This is a genomic window from Gardnerella piotii, from assembly GCF_049815665.1.
Taxonomy (GTDB): Bacteria; Actinomycetota; Actinomycetes; order Actinomycetales; family Bifidobacteriaceae; genus Bifidobacterium; species Bifidobacterium piotii.
In genome coordinates this window covers 21,188-42,374 of record NZ_CP187450.1, presented here as the reverse complement: position 1 = coordinate 42,374, position 21,187 = coordinate 21,188, and the positions used below count along the sequence as shown (strand labels likewise).

At 46.2% G+C, this 21,187-nt stretch carries 14 protein-coding genes and 1 tRNA gene; 10 read left to right on the top strand and 5 right to left on the bottom strand.

All coding sequences use genetic code 11. The features are described 5' to 3' along the window. Positions 1–311 precede the first annotated feature (311 nt). Entirely contained in the window at positions 312–2,966 is a 2,655-nt protein-coding gene (locus tag ACPEIW_RS00145) for a Rib/alpha-like domain-containing protein (RefSeq protein ID WP_425663694.1), read from the bottom strand. A 268-nt stretch (positions 2,967–3,234) separates the two neighbouring features. On the opposite strand from ACPEIW_RS00145, the gene ACPEIW_RS00140 reads away from it, so the two are divergent. From ACPEIW_RS00140 to nagA, 10 genes are all read left to right on the top strand, one after another. Further along, positions 3,235–4,167 (top strand): DUF4862 family protein, encoded by a 933-nt coding sequence (locus tag ACPEIW_RS00140; RefSeq protein ID WP_425663692.1) that lies wholly within the window; start codon positions 3,235–3,237, stop codon positions 4,165–4,167. Between the two features lie 66 nt (positions 4,168–4,233). Further along, positions 4,234–5,250: an ROK family protein gene (locus ACPEIW_RS00135; RefSeq protein ID WP_425663690.1), complete on the top strand. Its 1,017-nt coding sequence runs from the start codon at positions 4,234–4,236 to the stop codon at positions 5,248–5,250. Between the two features lie 98 nt (positions 5,251–5,348). Next, complete coding sequence (locus ACPEIW_RS00130; protein WP_425663688.1) at positions 5,349–6,017, top strand: N-acetylmannosamine-6-phosphate 2-epimerase; 669 nt, start codon at positions 5,349–5,351, stop codon at positions 6,015–6,017. A gap of 322 nt (positions 6,018–6,339) precedes the next feature. After that, positions 6,340–7,905 (top strand): ABC transporter substrate-binding protein, encoded by a 1,566-nt coding sequence (locus ACPEIW_RS00125; RefSeq protein ID WP_422112849.1) that lies wholly within the window; start codon positions 6,340–6,342, stop codon positions 7,903–7,905. 196 nt (positions 7,906–8,101) lie between these two features. Then, on the top strand, positions 8,102–9,007 hold the full coding sequence (locus ACPEIW_RS00120) for an ABC transporter permease (RefSeq protein WP_004131261.1): 906 nt from the start codon (positions 8,102–8,104) through the stop codon (positions 9,005–9,007). Position 9,008: 1 nt separating this feature from the next. Continuing rightward, on the top strand, positions 9,009–11,033 hold the full coding sequence (locus ACPEIW_RS00115; protein ID WP_004131264.1) for a dipeptide/oligopeptide/nickel ABC transporter permease/ATP-binding protein: 2,025 nt from the start codon (positions 9,009–9,011) through the stop codon (positions 11,031–11,033). Next, positions 11,030–11,890, top strand: a complete 861-nt coding sequence (locus tag ACPEIW_RS00110; protein ID WP_016635891.1) for an ABC transporter ATP-binding protein — start codon at positions 11,030–11,032, stop codon at positions 11,888–11,890. Before ACPEIW_RS00115 ends, ACPEIW_RS00110 begins: the two co-directional genes overlap by 4 nt. A 178-nt stretch (positions 11,891–12,068) precedes the next feature. Then, positions 12,069–13,028, top strand: coding sequence for a dihydrodipicolinate synthase family protein (locus tag ACPEIW_RS00105; RefSeq protein ID WP_016635892.1), 960 nt, complete (start codon positions 12,069–12,071; stop codon positions 13,026–13,028). Between the two features lie 213 nt (positions 13,029–13,241). Continuing rightward, on the top strand, positions 13,242–14,054 hold the full coding sequence (nagB, locus tag ACPEIW_RS00100) for a glucosamine-6-phosphate deaminase (RefSeq protein ID WP_020757458.1): 813 nt from the start codon (positions 13,242–13,244) through the stop codon (positions 14,052–14,054). Positions 14,055–14,124: 70 nt separating this feature from the next. Next, positions 14,125–15,384 (top strand): N-acetylglucosamine-6-phosphate deacetylase, encoded by a 1,260-nt coding sequence (gene nagA, locus ACPEIW_RS00095; RefSeq protein ID WP_425663684.1) that lies wholly within the window; start codon positions 14,125–14,127, stop codon positions 15,382–15,384. Positions 15,385–15,487: 103 nt separating this feature from the next. Here nagA and ACPEIW_RS00090 read toward each other — a convergent pair whose 3' ends face one another. The 4 genes from ACPEIW_RS00090 to tgt all read right to left on the bottom strand — a co-directional run bounded on the left by ACPEIW_RS00090 (position 15,488) and on the right by tgt (position 21,075). Further along, complete coding sequence (locus ACPEIW_RS00090; RefSeq protein WP_016636256.1) at positions 15,488–16,279, bottom strand: FadR/GntR family transcriptional regulator; 792 nt, start codon at positions 16,277–16,279, stop codon at positions 15,488–15,490. Next, positions 16,263–18,977 (bottom strand): exo-alpha-sialidase, encoded by a 2,715-nt coding sequence (locus ACPEIW_RS00085; protein ID WP_425663682.1) that lies wholly within the window; start codon positions 18,975–18,977, stop codon positions 16,263–16,265. The genes ACPEIW_RS00090 and ACPEIW_RS00085 overlap by 17 nt, the downstream gene beginning before the upstream one ends. A 179-nt stretch (positions 18,978–19,156) precedes the next feature. Beyond that, positions 19,157–19,239, bottom strand: a tRNA-Leu gene (locus ACPEIW_RS00080). Between the two features lie 510 nt (positions 19,240–19,749). Further along, positions 19,750–21,075 carry a tRNA guanosine(34) transglycosylase Tgt gene (gene tgt, locus ACPEIW_RS00075; protein ID WP_425663680.1) on the bottom strand — a complete coding sequence of 442 codons (1,326 nt, stop codon included), beginning with the start codon at positions 21,073–21,075 and terminating at the stop codon, positions 19,750–19,752. Between the last annotated feature and the right edge of the window lie 112 nt (positions 21,076–21,187).

Below are 21,187 nucleotides of genomic sequence, written 5' to 3'. Positions count from 1 at the left end.
TGCTTAATGCTTGTTGCTAGAGATGGTTTTCCGCTAGGGACGGGATTCTGTTCTTTAGTTTTAAAGGCTTGTTAGGTTTCTAACAAGCCTTTTTCTTTTCTGTGTTTTGTTGCTCAATGCGCTAAGTATTTGGATATTTTTGTTTTAGAGTGATTCTACGAATGAAGAATAATCATATTTGATATGCTATGAGTCTTGCTGCAACAAGGGCTATGAGCTGATTTGCGCACTTTTTAGCATATAGCCCACCATCTTGGTTGTTTGCAAGCTGGTGGGCTATATAGTATTTAGTATCTAGTTTTTTACATTAGCTATTTAGTTAGATGTGATTTTCTTGCAGCTGTAATGATTGCGCAAACAAACAGCATTAATGCAGTGCTAAAAACAGCTGGAATCACTTGTATTCCAGTATTAGGAAGCTTGTTGTTTACACTAGCGCTATGTGTTTGCGATGAAACAATTCCACTTGAAGAATTATTTTGCAAAGATTCGTTTTTCTTTACCAACACATTAGTCCATGCAACTTGCTTGCCATTTTCGTCGATAAGAACAATAGTGTGATTGCCGCTATATTCTTGCGGAATAATCGCATCAAATATTGCTTTGCCCTGTTTGTTGATGCGAACTGTTACATGCTTTGTTCCATTTACGCTATAAAGAAGCTTAGGGCTTGAATAAATGTATGCGTATGCTTTTACTGCTTTGTTTAGTTGCAATTTACGCATGAATTCTGCTGTTGTGTTTAGAGAAACAGTAATCTGATTGTTCTTTCCTGCATAAGCAATGTTATTGTTTCCAACAGTTAGAGTGTTGGTTAATTCTGGCAGCAAATCAGCAATGCTCTTTGGTGCTTCTGGCACTTCTGTTGATTCTGGTGCCTGCTTCTGATTTGTGAGCGATTCTGTATTGTTGTTAATTTCCACAAAGCTTTTGCTTGGTGAGTTATTGTTAGCATTAGGAGCTTGTGGACTATTAGTCTCGCTAGGCGGCTCATGAGATTCCGCATTTGGGGTTGGCTGATGAGTTTGATGAGTTTGATGAGTCTGATGAGTCTGCGGTGTTGTATTGTTTGTAGGGTTTGCAGGCTCTGGATTTGGTTGCGGTGTAGGTGGAACTGGAGTCTGTGGGTGCTCTGGTTGAGGATGTGGTTGAGGTTGAGGTGGTGTAGGAATATTAGGCTCTGGTTGTGGTGCTGGTGTTGGTGTTACTGGCGTTGCTGGCGTTAGCTCCGCCCACGGTGTTGATTTCTTTGCTGGAGTTAGCTCCGCCCACGGTGTTGCTTCATAGATTTTTACGGGAATCTTTACCGTTCGCTTAGTGCCGTTAACAAAGCTTACTTTTACGGTAATGTCTTGTACGCCCTTAGTGTTCATATTTGGCGTATTGAGCAAAGAAACTTTAGCGTCGTTAGGTACGCCATCAAGATATTTCTTAGCGTCAAAATCGTTAGGGAATGTAGAATTTAGCTCAAAACGAAGGTTGGCATCGCTTTTAACAGTGACTTCTGGCATATTTACTACGCGTATAATAAATTCTTTTTCAATCGTTTTAGTGCCATTTATTTTTATCTTAAGCTTGCCTGTATAGTCTCCAGCTTTAGAGATGTTAATTAAATCGCGATTTGTAACATCTTCAAAAGTTGCTCCTTGAGGAAGATCCTTAGCGTTTGCTAAAGCATCCTTAAAATCGCTTGGTAAAGGCTCGCCATTTGCAAGAAGAATTTCTTTAACTTCTGGCTTGTAAGTTTCTTCGTAAGGCTTTACTTCTGCAGGTTTTGGAGTTTCTTTAACTTTTGTAACGCCTGGGTTTACTGTTCCAGTGCCATCAATCTGTTTTCTGTTTCCAACGGTAAATCCTGGCTGATTGTCCATCTTTTTATCTAGGAAGTTACGTGAACTGTGACCATTGTTTCCAGTGTCTATAATTTTTGCACCATCAACATGACCAATAAAGCTTATAAGCGTATCTTTCTTTGTGGCATAATGCTCAGCGTAACCTTTTTTAGTAAGTTCGTTTAGTTCTTCGGCTCGTTGCTTCATTGATGGCCTAAAAATGCTTCCCTTAATTTTTGGAGCATTAAATGTATAAGCTTTAGTGAACCAATCGTAATTTTTTCGCTTAGCATAAACAAGCGCACGTTCTGTTAAATATCCGCCTAAAGAATGGCCAGTAACGTACAGATTGCTTACTAAATGTTCACTGTTTAATTCATCCATAAGTTTTTCTGTAGTGGTTGCTTGGCTAATTTCTCCGCCAAAGAATAGCTTGAAATCCATTCCTGCGTCTTTTGAGCCTTGGGTTCCGCGGATTCCAAGAACTTGCACGCCGTCTTGCTCAATAAATGGGTATTCAGGATTAACATTTTCAAAAAGTACTGCATCAAATCCATCGGACTCGTGGTATGTTTTCTTTACTTTCCAATATGGCGCAAGTTCGTTATGCATAAGCTTATATTCGTTGCGATCTTTGTAAATATCTGTAAGCTCATGCTTGTCGTCAAGTACTTTATTTACGTAATTATCATCCCTATACACAAGTTCCATAAACAGAGCCATGTCGCGGGGGCTAATATCCCACCTGCGAGGATTTTTATCGTCTTTGTCGTTTAATCCGTCGCCATCGGTGTCTTTAATCAAAGGATGTGACTTGTATCCGTAGTAGGTTCGTCCATCTTTTGTGTACGTGTAAAGCTCTTCGCTGTTCTTAAGGTCATCGCCATCGCTGTCTTCATTTGGATCTAGAGCTGGCTTTCCATACAACAATTGGTCAATTTGGCCATTTTCTAGGCGAATTCTGCCAGTTGAAATGTCGTGAGCGGTTTGTGCGGTAAGAGGTGTGGTAGATGGCAATGTCTCACTTGCAATTGCTGTTGATGTTAATACTGGAATTCCAAGCAGTGACGAAAAAACCAATCCAAAAGTTAATACAATTCCACTAATTGTGCGAATAGTACTTACCTTTCTCATACCACAATCCTTACTTTATATAGTTTTATTTTGACGATTTGGAAAGTCTTATTGAGAGCAATTCAATCGATTTTACTCAACCTTGTAATTTTATCAAATTTAATGTTTTTTACAAAAGCTGCTTTAGTTTGCAAACAATTTAGTCGCAAGTACAAAGATTTATCAGACGTCTGACGAATTGTAGTGATATTGGTGTAATCTACGAATCAAAAGACAAATCGAAAGATAAGTCGAAAGACAAATCAGCTACGATTTCAAGGAGGATATCATGCTGAAAGCTAAGTTTGTTGTAGGCGCATATGCATCGTTGCCAAAAACTCGCGAAGATCAAGAAAAATACTACGATTTGCTGGGCAAGCAAAGCTGGATTGAGGGAACAGAGATTCCATACCCAGGAGATTTGGCAGACGCACAAAGCCGCGCGTGGTTAGCAAGCGCAATACCATCGCATTGGCATGCAAACACGATTACGGCAATTCCTGGAACAATGCGTCACATAAACTTTGACCCAGATCCAGAATTTGGACTTGCAAGCCCAAGCGAAGAAGGCAGGCATCGCGCGCTCGCATTCTTTAAGGATATTCGCGAAGCAATCGCAAACGTTGTAGACATTAGAGATAGCTGCGATATATCTCATGTAGAAATACACACGGCTCCGACTCGCTTAGCGCAAGCGGATGCAATGAAAAAGTCGTTAGAAGAACTCGCTCAGCTTGATTGGTGCGGAGCAAAGTTGGTGATTGAGCATTGCGATAGATATATTGAAAGCCAAAATCCAGAAAAAGGATTCCTGCCGCTAGAAGAAGAGATTCAAATTGCAAAAGAAGCGGGAATTGGAATCACAATCAACTGGGGAAGAAGCGTTGTAGAAGAGCGAAATGCTCAAGCGGCAGTGGAACACGTGCGTGCGGCAAGGCAGGCGGGAGTTCTGCAAGGATTAATGTTCTCGGGAGCTGGCCCAGATGCAACGCAATACGGATACGAGTGGATTGATGGCCACTTGCCAATGAGCCCAGATGAGCCGACTTCGTTAATGACGTCTAAAGAAATTCAAGAAACCACTCGCGAAGCGCTAAAAGACGATTACGCAATCGATTATTTGGGCGCAAAAGTGTGCGTTCCGCAAGACGTGAGCGTTGAAGAGCGCTTGGGATATTTGGCGCGCATTCACGATGCTGTGGCTGGTGCGCAGGGTGAGTGAATAGGTAAAGTCGAGTAAATAGTAAAAATAAAGTCGCAAACGCAAGAAAGAAAACGGAAATTAGTTATGGACGAAATAAAAGATTCTCGCTCTACGTATCTTGCTTTTGATATAGGCGGAACAAAAATCGCGTACGGATTGGTGACTTTGCCAGAGTCTTTAGAATCTTCAGGGTCTAGCGTTGGTAAAGAAAGCGAAGATTGTGCTTCTCCAGCAGTAGAAGACTATGGTTCTATGCCAACAGAAGCTGCAAAAGGCGGAGAAGACATAAAGAATCGCTTAGTGGCACGCGCAAAGCAAATATTGGAAGATGCGGCGAAAAGTGGCAAAACCATTAGCGGAATTGGAATAGCGGCTGCAGGAGTGCCAAATAGCAAAACTGGCGAAATTGTAGCTGCTACAGACATTCTGCCAGGTTGGCGAGGTCAGCGAATTTATGACGCGTTTAAGCGCGTAACTGACTTGCCAGTTTATATGATTGGCGATGTTGGTGGCCACGGCCTTGGAGAGGCGATTTACGGTGCTGGCCGCGGAAAGTCGATTGTGTTTTCTGTTGGCATAGGCACTGGAATTGGCGGCGCGATTATTGTAAACGGCAAGCTGTTTACGGGCGCGCACGGAGTTGCAGGACACGCTGGCCATGTTGTTAGCGATTTGGGAGTTGGCTTTGACTGCTCTTGCGGAGCGCATGCTGGCCACATTGAGCCAGTGGCCTCTGGAACTGGGCTTGCCACTCTTTACAACAGCAATCTTCCACAAGGCACAGAGCTTGCGCAAAACGGCTACGAGGTTTGTGTGCGCGCAAATTCTGGGCAGGATGAGCATGCTAAAGAAACGCTGGCTAGAAGCGGTAAGGCTTTGGGGCAGTGCGTTGCAGGAATGGCGAATCTTATAGATCCAGACGTGATTGTGCTTTCAGGGTCTGTTGTAGAAGCTGGCGATATTTGGTGGAATGCTATGCGCGCTGGATTTGAAGATTCGGCATTAACGTTGATTAAAAGCACGCCGATTGTTAAGGGCAAGCTTGGTGGGTCTGCTCCGCTGATTGGTGCGGCTTGGGCTGTTCACTCAAATCGCGTTTAGTCGCGTTTGATTGCGATAGGTCGCGTTTAATCGCGCTAGCGTTTGATTGTGTTTAATTTTGTTTAGTTTAGTCATATTTGAAAAAAGGAGGAATCGCTATGAATCCTGTGATTGAAAAAATCAAGGGCGGCCTAGTGGTTAGCTGCCAGGCGTACCCAGGGGAGCCGCTTAGGCACCCAGAAACAATGGCACAAATGGCAATGGCGGCCGTAGAAGGCGGAGCTGTTGGTATTAGATGCCAGGGGTTGTCGGATATTTCTGCGATTAAAGGGCAGGCTGATGTTCCTGTAATCGGAATTTGGAAAGATGGCCACGAAGGCGTCTACATAACTCCGACTTTGCGTCATGCGCGCTGCTGCGCTGCTGCTGGAGCGGATATTATTGCGATTGATGCAACCGATAGACCACGCCCAGATGGATTGACTTACGAGCAAACTGTTCGCGCTTTGCACGACGAAGGCATAGTTGTTATGGCCGATTGCGGCAACTTCGATGATGCCAAGCGCGCGGCGGATTGTGGAACAGATATTATATCTACCACTTTGGCTGGCACTTCTCCTGGAAGGCCAAAAACGGACGGCCCAGATTTTGAGCTTTTAGGTCAGATTTTGCAAGCTTTCCCAGATTATCCAATTATTTGCGAAGGGCGTATTCACACTCCAGATCAGTTGCACAAGGTTATGCAGATGGGCGCTTGGGCTGCTGTTGTTGGAACGGCGATTACGCACCCAACGTCGATTACGCGCTGGTTTGCAGCAAAGTTGTAGGCGGCGAGCAGGTAGGCGGATGCGGCTGGTGGCGCTAAGGAAAAGTCGCAAGCAGCCGCAGATTCGCCGAGCGCGCGTAAGTAACAAATAAAGAAAAATAGTGGTTATATGTGTGTCGATTATGTGCGATTTTGTTCTAATTTTTCGTGATTTAAAAAATAATCAAAATTTTCACAAATTCGACACACGCATAACTTGACATCAGACATCAGACCTCTTATGTTTGAAGTAACGTGAAAATAACGCACGCGCTATAATTTAAAATGTTTTCGCATTCGAAGACGAAATGCAAAAAACCCAAACTCAATGGTGAGGAGAAAATATGGCACGAATTAACTCGAAGCTAACCGTGGCAATCGCCGCTGGTGTGGCCGCATTAATGATGCTTTCTGGCTGCGGTGGAGCAAAAACCCACAAGGCAGCAAAAGCAAAGACTGCTGTTAAAGACACAATTACTGCACAGGTTGCATACGCAAGCCGCGACTTTGCGCCATCTACAACCTCTGGCGCGTTGCCAATGGCAGCAAACTGGCACGTTACAGAGCCACTTTACGCTCTTGATTACAGCAACTTTAAGGTTTTCAACGCTCTTGCAAAGGGCGAGCCAAAGAAGATTTCCGATACCGAATACGAAGTAACAATTCGCGATGCTGCTAAGTTCTCGGACGGAACGGAAGTAACAGCGGCAGACGTAGTGTCTTCCTTTAAGCGCACAACCGCAAAGGGCAGCCTCTACATCTCTATGCTCGACTTTATTGATTCTGTAGAAGCAAAAGACAATCGTCACGTAATCTTTAAGCTAAAGAAGGCGTTCCCACTGTTCAAGCAGCGCCTTGCTTTGATTCAGATTGTTCCAAGTGCAAAGTCGGATGCAGATCTTAAGAACATGCCAATCGGCTCTGGCCCATGGAAGTATGTTTCGATTACAGATAACCAGGTAAAGTTTGAGCGCAACGATCTTTACAACGGCAAGTACAAGGCGCAGACCAAGAAGATGGTTTGGAACGTAACCGTTGACGATACTGCTCGTGTAACCGCAATGCAGGGCGGCAAGACCGACGTAATGGAAATGGTTCCAGCACAGGCATTCAACACTTTGAAGGCATCTGGTTCCGAGCTTAAGACCGCACAGGGCTTTACTCTTCCATTCGTTATGTTCAACACAAAGCAGAAGCCATTCGACGACAAGCGAGTTCGCCAAGCAGTTCTTTACGCGATTGACGTAAACAAGCTGATTACAAATCAGATGAGCGGCCAGGGCGAGGCAGCAACAAGCTTCTTGCCAAAGAACTACGCAAATTACCACAAGGCAAAGAACGTTTACACCAAGAACATTGCTAAGGCAAAGAGCTTGCTTAAGGAAGCTGGCGTAAATGGCCCACTAAAGTTCACTCTTTACACAACGGACCACACTTGGATTACTCAGCTTGCTCCACAAATCAAGAATGATCTTGCAGAGATTGGTATGGATGTGGAAATCAAGTCTATGAAGTCTTCCGCACTCTACCCACAGATTACCGACCGCGACGATGCAAACTACTCCATGGTTCTTGCTCCAGGCGATCCATCCGTATTCGGCAACGACCCAGACTTGCTTATGAGCTGGTGGTATGGCGACAACGCTTGGACCCGTCAGCGCTCCTTCTGGAAGAACTCCGAAGGATACACAAAGCTCCACGAGCTTATGGACAAGGCTTTGGCTGCCAGCAAGCCAGCTGAGCGCCAGAAGTATTGGAACCAGTGCTTCGATTTGATTAGCGACGAAGTGCCTCTGTACCCACTCTTCCACCGCAAGACTACGACCGCTGTAAAGAAGGGCGCATTGGCTGAGTGGAATGCAATCGGCTCCACTGGCATCAACCTTGTAAAAGCAAAGCTAACAAAGTAGGTGCAAGTCAAAGTAACAAACTTCATTTTCCCTAACCTCTAACCGCAAAACCGGCCCAACTGTTTACCTTTCTCGCCTTTGTGCAGATGGGCCGGTTTTGTTATGCAAAAATAATAATTTTCTTCAATGGATGTGTGGATGTCTTATGAGTAATTTTCTTAGACTTTTAGGTAGGCGACTAATCGCCCTGCCGTTCATGGCATTCGGTGTTACGTTCCTCGTATTCTTCCTTATGTCATTTTCTAAATACGATCCAGCAGTTGCAGCATTAGGCGAAAACTCGTCTCCAGCAGCTCTGGCAGCCTTCCGCCACGAAATGGGCTACGACAGGCCATGGTGGGAGCAGTTTGGGTCCTACATAGTTGGACTCTTCCAAGGAAACATGGGTGTTTATGGTGTAAACAAGGATTCCGTAGCTCAGCGAGTGGCGGACGCCTTCCCAATCACCTTGCAACTAACCTTCATTGGCTTGTTAATCGCAATAGTCTTTGCAGTAATCTTTGGCGTTTTTGCAGCGCTTTACCGCGATACTTGGGTTGACCAAACGGTTCGCGTGCTTTCGATTATTGCAATCGCAACTCCATCCTTCTGGCTCGGCGTTCTTTTGATTTACGTCTTGCAAATCAAGCTCGCATGGCTCCCAGGATCTGGCGATTTTGTGCCGTTCTTTGAAGATCCAGAAGCGTACATTGCAAGAATGGCAATGCCTTGCTTCGCATTAGGCCTTCCAGTAGCAGGTCAGCTTACGCGAATCATACGAACCTCGATGGTAGAAGAATTGGATAAGGATTATGTGCGAACTGCAATCGGCGCAGGTATTCCAAAGAGCGTAGTGGTTGCTAGAAACGTGTTCCGCAACGCTTTGATTACACCAATCACAACTCTTGGTATGAAGATTGGTTACCTTATGGGTGGCGCAATCGTTATTGAGGTGATTTTTGCACTACCAGGAATGGGTACCGCAATGTTCGACGGCATTAATGGCAACCAGCCAATGCTTGTGCAAGGCGTTGTTTTGGTTGTTGCAATCGCATTCATCTTTATAAACATTATTGTTGATTTGCTTTACGTGCTAATCAACCCAAGAATTAGGACGGTGTGACATGCTATTTGGAAAAAGTCAGGTAGTAGATGCCGCATCTAAGCCAGGCATCAAATTTAACAGATTTAAAAGCATGAGCTTAGGCTCTAAAATCTCGCTTATTGTGATTGCAATATTGGCGTTCTGCGCAGTATTCGCGCGATTCCTAGCGCCATGCGACCCAGTAAAGATTACGCAAAACTATCAGCCGCCAACAGGAGCGCACTGGTTTGGCACCGATAACCTTGGTAGAGACGTGTTCTCGCGCGTTATGTACGGCGCTCGCTACTCGCTGGTAATCGGCTTGTCGTCTGTGCTCTTTGCGTTGGTGATGGGCGCAATAATCGGCGCAATCGCAGCTGTGAGCCGCACTTGGATATCTGAGCTTATAATGCGATTGATTGATATAGTAATGTCTATCCCAGGAATCGCATTAGCGGCTGTGTGCCTTGCAATTCTTGGACAATCCATGATTGGTATCATCATTTCCATTGGTGTGCTTTACGTTCCACAAATCGCAAGAATTGTGCGCGCAAACATAATAAGCGAATATGGAAAAGACTACGTGCGTGCAGTAATCGTTTCTGGCGCTCGCGCACCTTGGATTTTGCTCAAGCATGTAACGCGTAATATTGCAGCTCCAGTTATGGTGTTCACAACGCTTTCTGTTGCAGACGCAATCGTGTTCGAGGCTTCTCTTAGCTTCATCAACGCTGGTATTCCAGAGCCAACGCCAACATGGGGCAACATTTTGTCTTCTGCTAAGGCAGGCGTTATCTTTGGATACTGGTGGCAGGCATTGTTCCCAGGCTTAGCAATCATGATTACCGTTTTGTGCCTTAACATTCTTTCTGAGGGCATTACGGATGCAATGGTTGCAGCTCCAACCGCTCCAGTAGCTAAGAGTGCTGCAGATGCGGATGCTGCTCGTAAGGAAGACAGGATTCTCACCGACCCAGTGGCAGCTTACAAGGAGCAGCACGACGCTTTGGTTGAGTCTTTGGCAAAGCTTCGCGAGGCCGAGTTAAAGCGCACGGATCGCTTGCAGCCAACGTCTACGGAGCCTCCAGTTATTGAGGTTAAAGACTTGTGCATTCAGTTCCCACGCTACGGCAGCGTAAACGTTGTGGATCACTTGAGCTTCTCTGTTCGTCCAGGCGAAACAATGGGCTTGGTTGGTGAATCTGGTTGCGGTAAGTCAATCACTTCGCTTGCGATTATGGGCTTGCTTGATCCAAAAGCTAAGATTAGTGGACAAATCCTCTTTAATGGCAAGGATCTTGTAAAGCTTAGCCCAAAGGAGCACAATGCTTTGCGTGGCCACGAGATTGCAATGGTTTACCAAGACGCGTTGTCTTCCTTAAACCCATCAATGCTTATTAAAGCGCAAATGAAGCAGCTAACTTCTAGAGGTGGCACTCGTAGCGCCGAAGAGTTGCTGGAGCTTGTAGGCTTGGATCCAAAGCGCACGCTTGAATCCTACCCGCACGAGCTTTCTGGCGGCCAGCGTCAGCGCGTGTTGATTGCAATGGCACTTACGCGAGATCCAAAGTTGATAATCGCAGATGAGCCAACAACCGCTTTGGACGTTACTGTTCAAAAGCAAGTGATTGACCTTCTTAACGAATTGCGCGAAAAGCTTGGATTTGCAATGGTGTTTGTAAGCCACGATTTGGCTCTTGTTGCTAAGGTTGCGCACTCGATTACCGTAATGTACGCAGGCCAGGTTGTTGAGCAAGGCTCCACTAAGGAAATCCTCACCGATCCGCATCATGAGTACACGCGCGGCTTGCTTGGCTCCGTAACTTCCATTGAGGCTGGTGCTCCAAGATTGCACCAGGTTCCAGGAACGGTTCCAAGCCCATCCGACTTCCCTAAGGGAGATCGATTCGCGCCGCGTTCTTCTCACCCAGATCAAGGACTTGACGTGCGCCCAGTAATGAAGCGCATTCCAGGAACGTGGCACTTCTACGCTGCGCCTCCAGAGCCAGAATCGGATGTGCCTTCCGCAATTTTGACCAACTCCGATAAAGGAGATGTGCGATGAACATGAATGTTAACGAAACAAACAAAACTCAAAGCGAAAATGGCGATGTTCCAATCATCGAGCTGCGCGACGCCGAAGTGGTGTTCACTACTCGAGCAGGATCTGGCTTATTCCATAAGAACAAGATTACGGCCGTAAACAAGGTGAATCTTAAGCTTATGCCAGGTAAGACGATTGGTATTGTTGGCGAATCTGGTTGCGGAAAGTCTACCACTGCAAACATTATGTGCGGACTCCAGCAAGTAACAAGCGGCAAGGTTTTGTTCAAAGGTCAAGACGTTACGCATAGAACTGCAAAAGAGCGCATGGATATTGGACGCGTGGTTTCCGTTGTGTTCCAGGATCCAGCAATGGCTTTGAATGCGCGCATGAGTGTGATTGACCAGTTGATTGACCCGCTTGTTGTGCACAAGATTGGAAGCAAAGCTGAGCGCGATGCTAGAGCCAAGGAGCTAATCCGAATGGTTGGTTTGCCTCATTCTGTTCTTGGTGCTTTACCAGGTCAGCTTTCTGGCGGACAGCGTCAGCGCGTGGCAATCGCTCGTGCGCTTTCGCTTAATCCAGATGCAATAATCGCAGATGAGCCAACTTCCGCTTTGGATGTTTCTGTGCGTGCTCAGATTTTGAATCTTCTTTCCGACTTAAAGAAGAAACTGAATCTTTCAATGGTGTTTATTAGCCACGATATTCAAACAATTAGATACATATCCGACGAAGTTGTTGTTATGAATCACGGAACGATTGTTGAGCGCGGCGAAACTCACCAAGTGATTAACAATCCGCAGGATGCGTACACAAAGATTTTGATGGGCGCGGCTCCTTCGCTTTTGCACCCAACGGAAGAAGAGTGCAAATAGTGTGAGCGGTGCGAGCAAGCGCTAGTCGCTAGTCGTTAGTCGCTAGCTTGAATGCGCGGGCGGTCTGTTAAGACCTTGCAGTAAATCCATGCAGGCCGCCCATTAATTGCAAAATCTAAAGTCATAAATCATAAATCAATAAGTCATAAATAATAAAAAATACGAAAGAAGTTTAATCATGGCAGAAAAATTCCACGGCGTTATTCCACCAGTAGTTACGCCATTAACGGCAGACGGCGAAGTAGACGTTGTTAGCTTTGAGCGCTCTCTTAACCGAATGATTGAGGCAGGCGTAGACGGCCTATTTACGCTTGGATCTTCTGGCGAAGTTGCGTTTAGCACAGATAAGCGCCGCCGCGAAATCATTGAAACCGTAATGCGCATTGTTGACGGCCGCGTGCCAGTGTTGGTTGGGTGCATCGATACGGAAACAAACCGCGTTATTGAGCATGCAAAGGAAGCTAAGGAGCTTGGGGCTTCTGCGATTGTTGCAACAGCGCCATTCTACGCACTTGGCGGCATGGCAGAAGTTGAGCGCCACTTCCGTCTTATTCACGAAGCTGTTCCAGATTTGCCTCTGTTCGCTTACGATATTCCAGTTTGCGTGCACACAAAGCTTCCAGGCGGTTTGCTTGTAAAGCTTGGTAAAGATGGCGTGCTTGCAGGCGTTAAGGATTCTTCCAACGACGACGTGTCGTTCAGGTTCCTTGTAGACGACAACAATAAGGCTGGCCATCCATTGACTTTGCTTACGGGTCAAGAGGTTGTTGTTGACGGCGCATACATGGCTGGCGCAGACGGTTCTGTTCCAGGACTTGCAAACGTTGAGGCCACTGGCTACGTGCGCATGTGGAAGGCTGCTCAGGCTGGCGATTGGGCAACGGTTAAGAAGGAGCAGGATTGGCTTGCTGCTTTGATGCGAATCGTTACTGTTCCTAGCGGCGTGGCAGGCTTTGGCGCTGGCGTTGGAGCGTTTAAGACCGCAATGGCGTTGCTTGGCGTGTTTGACACAAATCAGATGCCAGATCCAGTTTGCCCACTTAAGGGAGAAAACGTTGAAGCCGTTGCTGGCGTTCTTAAGGAAGTTGGCTTGACTTTGGCAAAGACTCCGCAAGAAGTGAGCGATTCCACAAAGTAACGTCTTAAGCGGTTTTTATTAGATTAATAATTTATTAGATAAATCACTTAAATAATTCGTTTATTTATTGGCATAGTAAGTAAATAGCGTTGCGGTGTGCGTTAATTCGTATGCCGCAATGCTAATAAATGCTAATAATTGCTTATAATTACTGATTAATGTTGCTTAAAAATTGCTAATTATGCTAATTAAAGCTTTAAAGGAGAAGCAAAGATGGCAGAAGTTATTATTGTAAAAGATCAAGATGAAGCTGGCGAGCTTTACGCAAAAGCAGTTGTAGATTTGATTAGTCGCAAGCCAGATGCAGTACTTGGCTTAGCTACGGGATCTAGCCCATTAAAGGCCTACGAACATCTTGCAAAGCTTGTTAAAGAAAATAATGTTGACGTAAGTCGCGTGCGCGGATTTGCTCTTGACGAATACATTGGATTGTCGTTAGAGCACGAACAGTCTTACCACAGCACAATCCGCAGAACCGTAACCGATTTAATCGGCCTAAACCCAGATTTAGTTCATGTTCCAGGAGATGTTCTTAACGGAGCGCCATTAAGCGAGGGCAGCAAGATTGCGCACGCTGGAGCTGACTACGATGCTGCTATTGCTGCTGCTGGCGGAATTGACGTGCAAATCTTGGGAATTGGCTCCGATGGCCACGTTGGATTCAACGAGCCAGGCTCTTCGCTTGCGTCTGGTACGCGCGTTAAAACACTAACCGAGCAGACTCGCGTAGATAATCGCAGATTCTTCGACGGAGATATTAACCAAGTTCCAACTCATTGCATAACGCAAGGAATTGGAACGATTTTGCGCGCTAAGCATCTTGTTCTTCTTGCGTTTGGCTCAAATAAGGCAGATGCTGTAGCTGCAACGCTAGAAGGCGGAGTAAGCTCGCTATGCCCAGCTTCCGCGCTTCAAATGCATCCGCACGCAACTGTGATTGTAGACGAAGATGCAGCAAGCAAGCTTAAGCTGGCAGACTACTATCGTTGGGTGTATGCAAATAAGCCATCTTGGCAAGGAATCTGATACTCAAGTCTAAAATTAAGTAACGTATTCAAAAGCACAAACTTCAAAAGCACAATCGCAGGTGAGTGAAATGTCAAAAAATGCATATTTAGACGCCGTAAATAAGATTGATGATTCACTAAAATCAAGTGAGGGGCGCAATTTTGTAGTGCGTAACGTGAGCGTTGTAGACGTGCGCGGAATTGTTCCTAACGCTTGGATTTTGGTTAAAGATGGCGTGATTATAGAAACGGGCATTTTAGATGAGGATCTTGCGCTTGCGATTAATGCTTGCGGATTGCGCGCATCTGACTTAAGCGTTGTAGACGGGCGTGGCTGTTTTGCTGCGCCAGGCTACATTGATTTGCACGCTCACGGAGCATGGGAGCATTCGTTTGACGATGGTGCTGAAGGGATTGCCATTGCGCGCGCGTATCACATGCTTCATGGAACAACTAGGCAAGTTCTTAGCTTGATTACAAACCCTCTTGACGTAATGCAAGAGAATTTGCGTACTGTTAAGCGCGTTATGCAAACGCGACCAGATGTGCTTGGATCTCACTTAGAGGGGCCGTTCTTGGCGCTTTCTAGAAAAGGAGCGCACGATCCTAATTGCCTAGTGGACCCTACTCCCGAGCGCGTTGAGGCGTTGCTTGAGGCGGCGGATGGCACTTTGCGCCAGATTACTTTGGCTCCAGAGCGCGAACACGGCATGGAGGCGATTAAGCGTTTTGTAGAAGCTGGCGTGATCCCAGCAGTGGGGCATTGTGACGCGGATTATAAAACCGCGCGCGCGGCTTTTAACGCTGGCTCTACGCTTATGACTCACATGTTTAACGCTATGAACGGCATTCATCACCGCAAGCCAGGCCCAATTCCTGCAGCCTTGGAGGATTCGCGTGTAACGATTGAGCTAATTAACGACGGTTTCCACGTTGAAAACCCCGTTTTGCGAATGGCGTTTAAGGCAGCGGCTGGAAGAATTGCGTTCGTAACGGATGCTATGGCTGCAACAGGATGCGCAGATGGCGCTTATAAGCTTGGCGCTTTAGACGTTACAGTTACGGGCGGCCACGCAAGGCTTGTTTCTAATGGCGCTATTGCGGGGTCTACTTTGATTCTAGAAGTTGCTATTAAGCGCGCTGTTAAAGAGCTTGGAATCGGATTGCCAGAGGCGATTGCTGCTGCGACTATTGTTCCTGCTCGCGCGCTTGGAGTAGATAAGCCGAATGCTATAACTAGTGCTCCTTTGGGCTTAGTTGAAAAGGGGTACGCAGCCGATTTGCTTTTGCTTGATCCAGGAACTTTGGCAGTTGAGCACGTTTGGTGCGACGGCCATAAAATTTCGTAACGTAAATCGTATCGTTGCGATTAATCGTGATGCTGTAGTACTCAGGCATCACCATTGAAGATGAAAGAACCGCTCTCGTTAAGTGAGCGGTTCTTCCATTTATTTAGTGCTTTTGCAGTCTATTAAGCAAAATCGACTGAATAGGCTCGTAATGGTCGTTCACAGCTTGCCTATATCCGTCTGCGTCTCCAGCAATAGCCGTTTTTAGCATAAGTTCGTGCGCTCTAGCGGTTTTTTCAAGCTCGTCCGAAACTTCCAGCCCCAATTGTGGCAAAACAGCCATATGTACAAGCCACAAGCATCGCACGAATTGCTCTGCAATCGTATTGTTTACCGCGCGCAAAATGCCCGTGTGAAAAGCAATGTCTTGTTCCAAGAACGTTTTTCCAGCATGCGCTTCTTTAGTCATTATTTCCGAAAGTGCTTCCAGCTCTGGATGCTGCGTTCCTTTAAGTGACTCAACCACCTTATCCGCGCATCCAAGGTCTAGGAATTTTCGCATTTCTACAACGTTATTCAAGTCTTCAAAATTCTTATTAATGGAGATTAAGGAGCGAAAAGCGAGTGTTTCCACCATTGGATCCAAAGATAGCGAGCCAACAAACATGCCTTTTCCTTGCTTAACTTCCACAATGTTAAGCGCTTCCAGCTTGCGAATCGCCTCGCGAACCGACGACCTTGATGCGCCAATCAAATTGCATAGCATTGGCTCAGTTGGCAGCATGTCTTTTGGTTGCAAGCGTTCTCTTAAAATAAGCGATCTGATTGCGTCCATTGTTTCATCGCAGCGCTTTCTTGCTGCGATTGGAGCGGAGTTAGAGCTTGCTTGCAATAACGATAAGCGGTCTAGTGTTGTCATCTCATCGTCTTCGCGGCTGCTAAATGTCTCTTCCATTTTGGCTCCTTTCAGTTCGCTTGAGTCTTCTCTCTTTTGTATCTTCCATTTTTTCGTTTTTGTGTACTTTGTTTTTGTGTACTTTGTTTTTGAAACCTGTGTGCAAACTATCTTGCTGCCAAAGTGAGGAATCTATTTCTGTTATATAAATTCCAGTAGTCTCTCTTTCCCACATTAGTTGCAAAGTTCGTTTATTGCTAGAGCTAAGGCATTGATAAACGTGGTGGAACGGGTTTATACACACGCTTTTTGCCCATGTTTTTCCGCCGTCGTAGCTAAATCTCACAACTCCGCGACCGCGGTACGGCATCATTTGGCTTGCGTTTGCAAATGCTATGCAGTCTGCGTTTTGTGCGTTTCTATCGTTTTCGCTGCTAAAGCAGGTTGCGCTCGGCTGGCTGAATATCTCTGGCAAACTTGTGTCAAAAATCAGCTCGCTCCACGTTTCTCCACAATCGTGACTAATGGCTTTGCCTACACATCCCGAGCGATTTTGATTGCGGAAGAAAGCTAGAATATCGCCATTTTTGCGTTCAACAAACACAGTTTCGGAGCTTGTTGCATCGTCGTCTTGCATTGTTGCAGGGTCTACGATTTTTCCGTTGATTAATCGCCCTTCGTTAATCATTTTGCCTCGGCTCCACGTTTTGCCGTCGTCGTCTGAAATAAGTGCTCCCGAAGAATAGTGCGATTTGCTTTGGCCGCTGCAATAAAATGGCACGAGTATTCTGCCGTAATGTTTCTCGCTGTGTCTAATAACAATTCCGTTCCCTGGGCACACTCCCGCAAAGCTCATCCACGGCTCCTTAACCATGTGGTCGATTAAGCGTGGCGCACTCCATGTTTTGCCGTCGTCGTCCGAATAGATTTGCGCTATATAACACGTTTTTTCGGCAAATAATGGCTGACTTTCGCTTGCAATTTCTGGCGATTTCCATATGTTCCACGTGGAACAGTCGCAAGTTTGATTACTGTTCAAGATGTTGTTTGAATCGTCATTCAAATCGTCATGCGAATCGCAATTTTTTATGCTTCCGTCTGGGAAAACTAGCCACTTTGTTGCGAATTCTTTTTCGCTAGAATCGCATGGCAATTTTACGGCCGCACTTGCGTCCATTGCCGCCGCGTACTTGCCGCCTAAGCGGTCTATAAGCTTGATTCTTCCGCATTCGTCTACGCCTACAACGGTTTTGCAATTTGTTAGCCCAATTCCGCCAGGATTAATGTCGATTAATACGTTAATTCTTTCGCTTTTGCCTTCTGGGTCTAAAACAGGGCAGGAGTCGATTGCGCTCGCGCCTAGTTTTCCAAGGTTTTTGCCAGGCATGTTGATTACGGTTTGCAAAGGATCCCACGTTTTTCCGCCGTCCGCGGATCTGCGAATCACAAAGTTTATGTGGTTTGGAGCGTCGTTTGAAACGCTGGTTCGCTGGTCTGCTCCTGCGATTAGCGTTCCCATGTGCGTCTTTACGAGCGACGGTATTCTGTAGCTGCGAGAGCCCGCATATCCCGTGTCAAATAGTGCAGTTGTTACAAGTGGCTTTACTCTTGATATTCTTTGGATTTGGCCTTCGGTTAGTGCGCTAAAATAGATTCCGCCTATTCTGGCTTCGCCCATTAATCGCACTCCGCGCAAGTCTTCGCCAATGCTTACGGCGTCTAAATCTGGTATGTTTGCAAACCAGAATTGCCCTATGTTGTGCGACTGGCTGTATCCGTCTACGTAAATGTCGGTTGCTCCGCGATTTGCGCGAATAATCAAGTCGTGCCATTCGCCGTCGTCAACGCTTGCGGCTGCTTCGATTACGCTTTTTACGCACGTTTCGCTGTCGATTAGCGTGATTTTTATGCCTTCTGGCCCTGCGTACACGCTTATTTTTTCGCTAGATTCTAGATTAGTTTTTGTTCCAGCAGTTCCAGCAGCAAAAAGCACTCCGTGTTGGCCTGGGCCGCGCAATCTAAATTGAATGTGCAGCGTTCCGCTCGCTTTGCAAGATACGCGTTTTATGTCTCTTGCGCAAATCGTAGGTCCTGCAAACCATATGTCTGGCTGTGTCTGTGTGGCCGAATTTGCGATTTCTTCTGGATTTGGCAAGTGGTTTGAGTAGTAAAAGTAGTAGATTTGCGAAGATTCTGCCTGCGCTGCACACACTTCGGCCGCTTTTTCGCTCACTCTTTGCGGCCCAAGATTCGTTGCGCTCGCAAAGCATTGGTATCCGTCTAAATAGAATCGGCTTCCAAAACTGCCGTACGTTACTGCAAAATCATGTTCGCGCCCGTCGCATGCGCCTAGCGCATCTTCCATGTGTAGCGCAATTTCTTTCGCACCGTTTGCGTCTGCGCTATCTTCTAAAAGATTTTGCGCAACAAGTAGTGGAGCATCTTCTTTAATACTTATTTTTATTATTGGAGTTGCGTGCTCTTGATGCGCGGAAGCTTGCGATTTTTGCGCGGGCTTAATATTTAATAAATCGCAATCCGCATTTGCTACAAATTTGAACCTTATTATTCCTTCGTTCTGATTTATTCCATCGTTTTTATCTTTACGATTGATGCTCGATGCGTTTTCTCTATATTCTTTGATTTCGCTAGATGGTGTAATTTTTATTGTGGCATGGCTAAATCGCGTATGCGTCGAACCCTCGATATCCGCGATATCTTCAATAAGGTTCGTCGTCTTCGTTGAACGACGTTCCATTTTAGTCCTCCATGACCGTAAAAATTAAAACACCAATGTTTTAACACGTATGACGTCTTATGACGTTCACTATTCAGTCTATCACACATTTTTAAGCAAATGCACAATTGTTGCACATGATGTTGCAGTCGTTGCCACAAAATAAAAAAGAACGTTGAAAAATCAACGTTCTTAAAGAGTGCGAACGGCGGGACTTGAACCCGCACGAGTATACACTCACTGCCACCTGAAGACAGCGCGTCTACCATTCCGCCACGTTCGCATACAGACCACAAAGCTACCATATTTGCGCGCTTTTAGCAAATACTACCCTTGTGTGTTGCGCTCCGAAGTGCATTCGACTTAGAGCGCGCTCACGTCTTTGCTTGGTATTGCGCGAGGTTTGAGTATTTCTCTCCTCGCAAGTGACGCGCACTTTTGCGGATAGTTTATGAACGTTAATATTCTAAGGTTTTAGGTTTTGGGATGGCGCTATTTATTGCTCGTAGAGAAATACATCAAACCTTCTGAATATCTAGAACTTTTGCGTGGTTTTCATCGCCGAGATTCTCGATTTTTCTTCTTCATTCGATGAATCACCATTTCATGCTGAGGTTCATCTCATTCAGTGCGAAAAATCTCGAATCTCTACTTCACTTGACGTAACCTATGTAATCTTGTAACGCGTGAACAGATGTGACGCACTTTGTACCATATTTGGCCTAAATCACGTACAAAACGCGGAAAAGCAGATCATGTTGCTGCGCGGTCAAAGCGCGCAGCAACAAGCAAACTATCCACGCGAGCCATTTTCGTAGTAGTGCGCAAGCGATTCATCGCGGAACTCTTCAAAATATCCGCCGTCAATCGACGCGCGAATGTCGTCTAGAAGCTTAACAAAGAATCGCTCGTTGTGAATAGTGGCAAGCGTGTATCCGTTCATCTCTTTAGCGCGCAGCAAATGGCTAACATACATGCGCGAATAATGCGTGCAAGTGTAGCAATCGCATCCAGCTTCAAGTGGTCCCTGGTCGTGCTTAAATTCCGCGCGCTTTACGTTGTAGCGTCCGTGGCGAGTAAAAATCGCGCCGTTTCGGCCGCATCGCGCAGGGGCAACGCAATCAAACGTATCTCCGCCGTTTTCTACGCAAGCAAAAATGTCGTCTACTGCAGCAATTCCAAGCACGTGGCGAGGGCGATTTTCTGGCATAGCATCGCAAATCCAAGCGCAAGTGTCTCCAATAATGCGCTTTTCAATCGCTCCGCCAATTCCAACGCCGTCAAAGTCGAGTGAAGCAATCTGCTGCGCCGCGCGCCTACGCAAATCCTCGTAATTTGCTCCTTGAACAACTCCATACAACGCCTGATACGGCTTTCCTAATCGCGCCTCGGTCAATCGCTTGTGTTCTTCAACGCAACGCTTAGCCCATCGGAAAGTGCGCTCAACAGACTCCTCCTGGTAGCGGCGAGTGTTCATAAGCGTTGTAAGCTCGTCGAAAGCAAACATAATATCCGCTCCAAGCTTGTGCTGAATCCCCATTGAGATTTCTGCGCTGAATCTGTGAGTTGATCCGTTTAGAGGAGACTTAAAAGTAACGCCATCTTCGTCAACGAATGCCATGCGCTCTTTGCCAGCTGCGATTACGTCGTCGGACTTCATGCCAGTAACGTCCATGGCAAGCGTCTTTTTGAATCCCGCTCCAAGCGAAAGCACTTGGAATCCGCCAGAATCTGTGAAAGTTGGACCATCCCAGTTCATAAACTTTGCAAGGCCGCCAGCTTCGTCTAAAATGTCTTCGCCAGGGCGCTCATACAAGTGGAATGCGTTAGAAAGCATGCATTGGCCGCCCAAGTCTTTGATTGATTCTGGTAGCACGGCCTTCATTGCGCCTTGTGTTGCAACTGGCACAAACGCAGGCGTGTGAATATCGCCATGAGGCGTGCGAATCACACCAGTTCGCCCGTATCTGGCTCCGTCTTTTCCCTTGCCGTCTGCAGCATTTTCTAAACGTGTTTTTGTTGTAAACGAGAATTCGCTGCGATCTCCTGGCTTACCAGGCTCTGCTCCGCGTGGGTGTTCAATAAGATTAGTCATACCTTTTACTCTATTAGAAGGCATGACGATACGCGCATAAGTTGCGGTATTGCGCGCGGAAAAGTCGCAAGCAGCCGTTCGTTAAATTTTACGTGTTTTTATAATTTTTATAAAAATAGTTAGCTAATTTATGGGT

What these genes read in the sequence shown, in the direction of transcription:
- ACPEIW_RS00145 (WP_425663694.1), bottom strand. Translation starts at nt 2,966, where the DNA reads ATGAGAAAGGTAAGTACTATTCGCACAATTAGTGGAATTGTATTAACT.
- ACPEIW_RS00140 (WP_425663692.1), top strand. Translation starts at nt 3,235, where the DNA reads ATGCTGAAAGCTAAGTTTGTTGTAGGCGCATATGCATCGTTGCCAAAA.
- ACPEIW_RS00135 (WP_425663690.1), top strand. Translation starts at nt 4,234, where the DNA reads ATGGACGAAATAAAAGATTCTCGCTCTACGTATCTTGCTTTTGATATA.
- ACPEIW_RS00130 (WP_425663688.1), top strand. Translation starts at nt 5,349, where the DNA reads ATGAATCCTGTGATTGAAAAAATCAAGGGCGGCCTAGTGGTTAGCTGC.
- ACPEIW_RS00125 (WP_422112849.1), top strand. Translation starts at nt 6,340, where the DNA reads ATGGCACGAATTAACTCGAAGCTAACCGTGGCAATCGCCGCTGGTGTG.
- ACPEIW_RS00120 (WP_004131261.1), top strand. Translation starts at nt 8,102, where the DNA reads ATGGCATTCGGTGTTACGTTCCTCGTATTCTTCCTTATGTCATTTTCT.
- ACPEIW_RS00115 (WP_004131264.1), top strand. Translation starts at nt 9,009, where the DNA reads ATGCTATTTGGAAAAAGTCAGGTAGTAGATGCCGCATCTAAGCCAGGC.
- ACPEIW_RS00110 (WP_016635891.1), top strand. Translation starts at nt 11,030, where the DNA reads ATGAACATGAATGTTAACGAAACAAACAAAACTCAAAGCGAAAATGGC.
- ACPEIW_RS00105 (WP_016635892.1), top strand. Translation starts at nt 12,069, where the DNA reads ATGGCAGAAAAATTCCACGGCGTTATTCCACCAGTAGTTACGCCATTA.
- nagB (WP_020757458.1), top strand. Translation starts at nt 13,242, where the DNA reads ATGGCAGAAGTTATTATTGTAAAAGATCAAGATGAAGCTGGCGAGCTT.
- nagA (WP_425663684.1), top strand. Translation starts at nt 14,125, where the DNA reads ATGTCAAAAAATGCATATTTAGACGCCGTAAATAAGATTGATGATTCA.
- ACPEIW_RS00090 (WP_016636256.1), bottom strand. Translation starts at nt 16,279, where the DNA reads ATGGAAGAGACATTTAGCAGCCGCGAAGACGATGAGATGACAACACTA.
- ACPEIW_RS00085 (WP_425663682.1), bottom strand. Translation starts at nt 18,977, where the DNA reads ATGGAACGTCGTTCAACGAAGACGACGAACCTTATTGAAGATATCGCG.
- tgt (WP_425663680.1), bottom strand. Translation starts at nt 21,075, where the DNA reads ATGCCTTCTAATAGAGTAAAAGGTATGACTAATCTTATTGAACACCCA.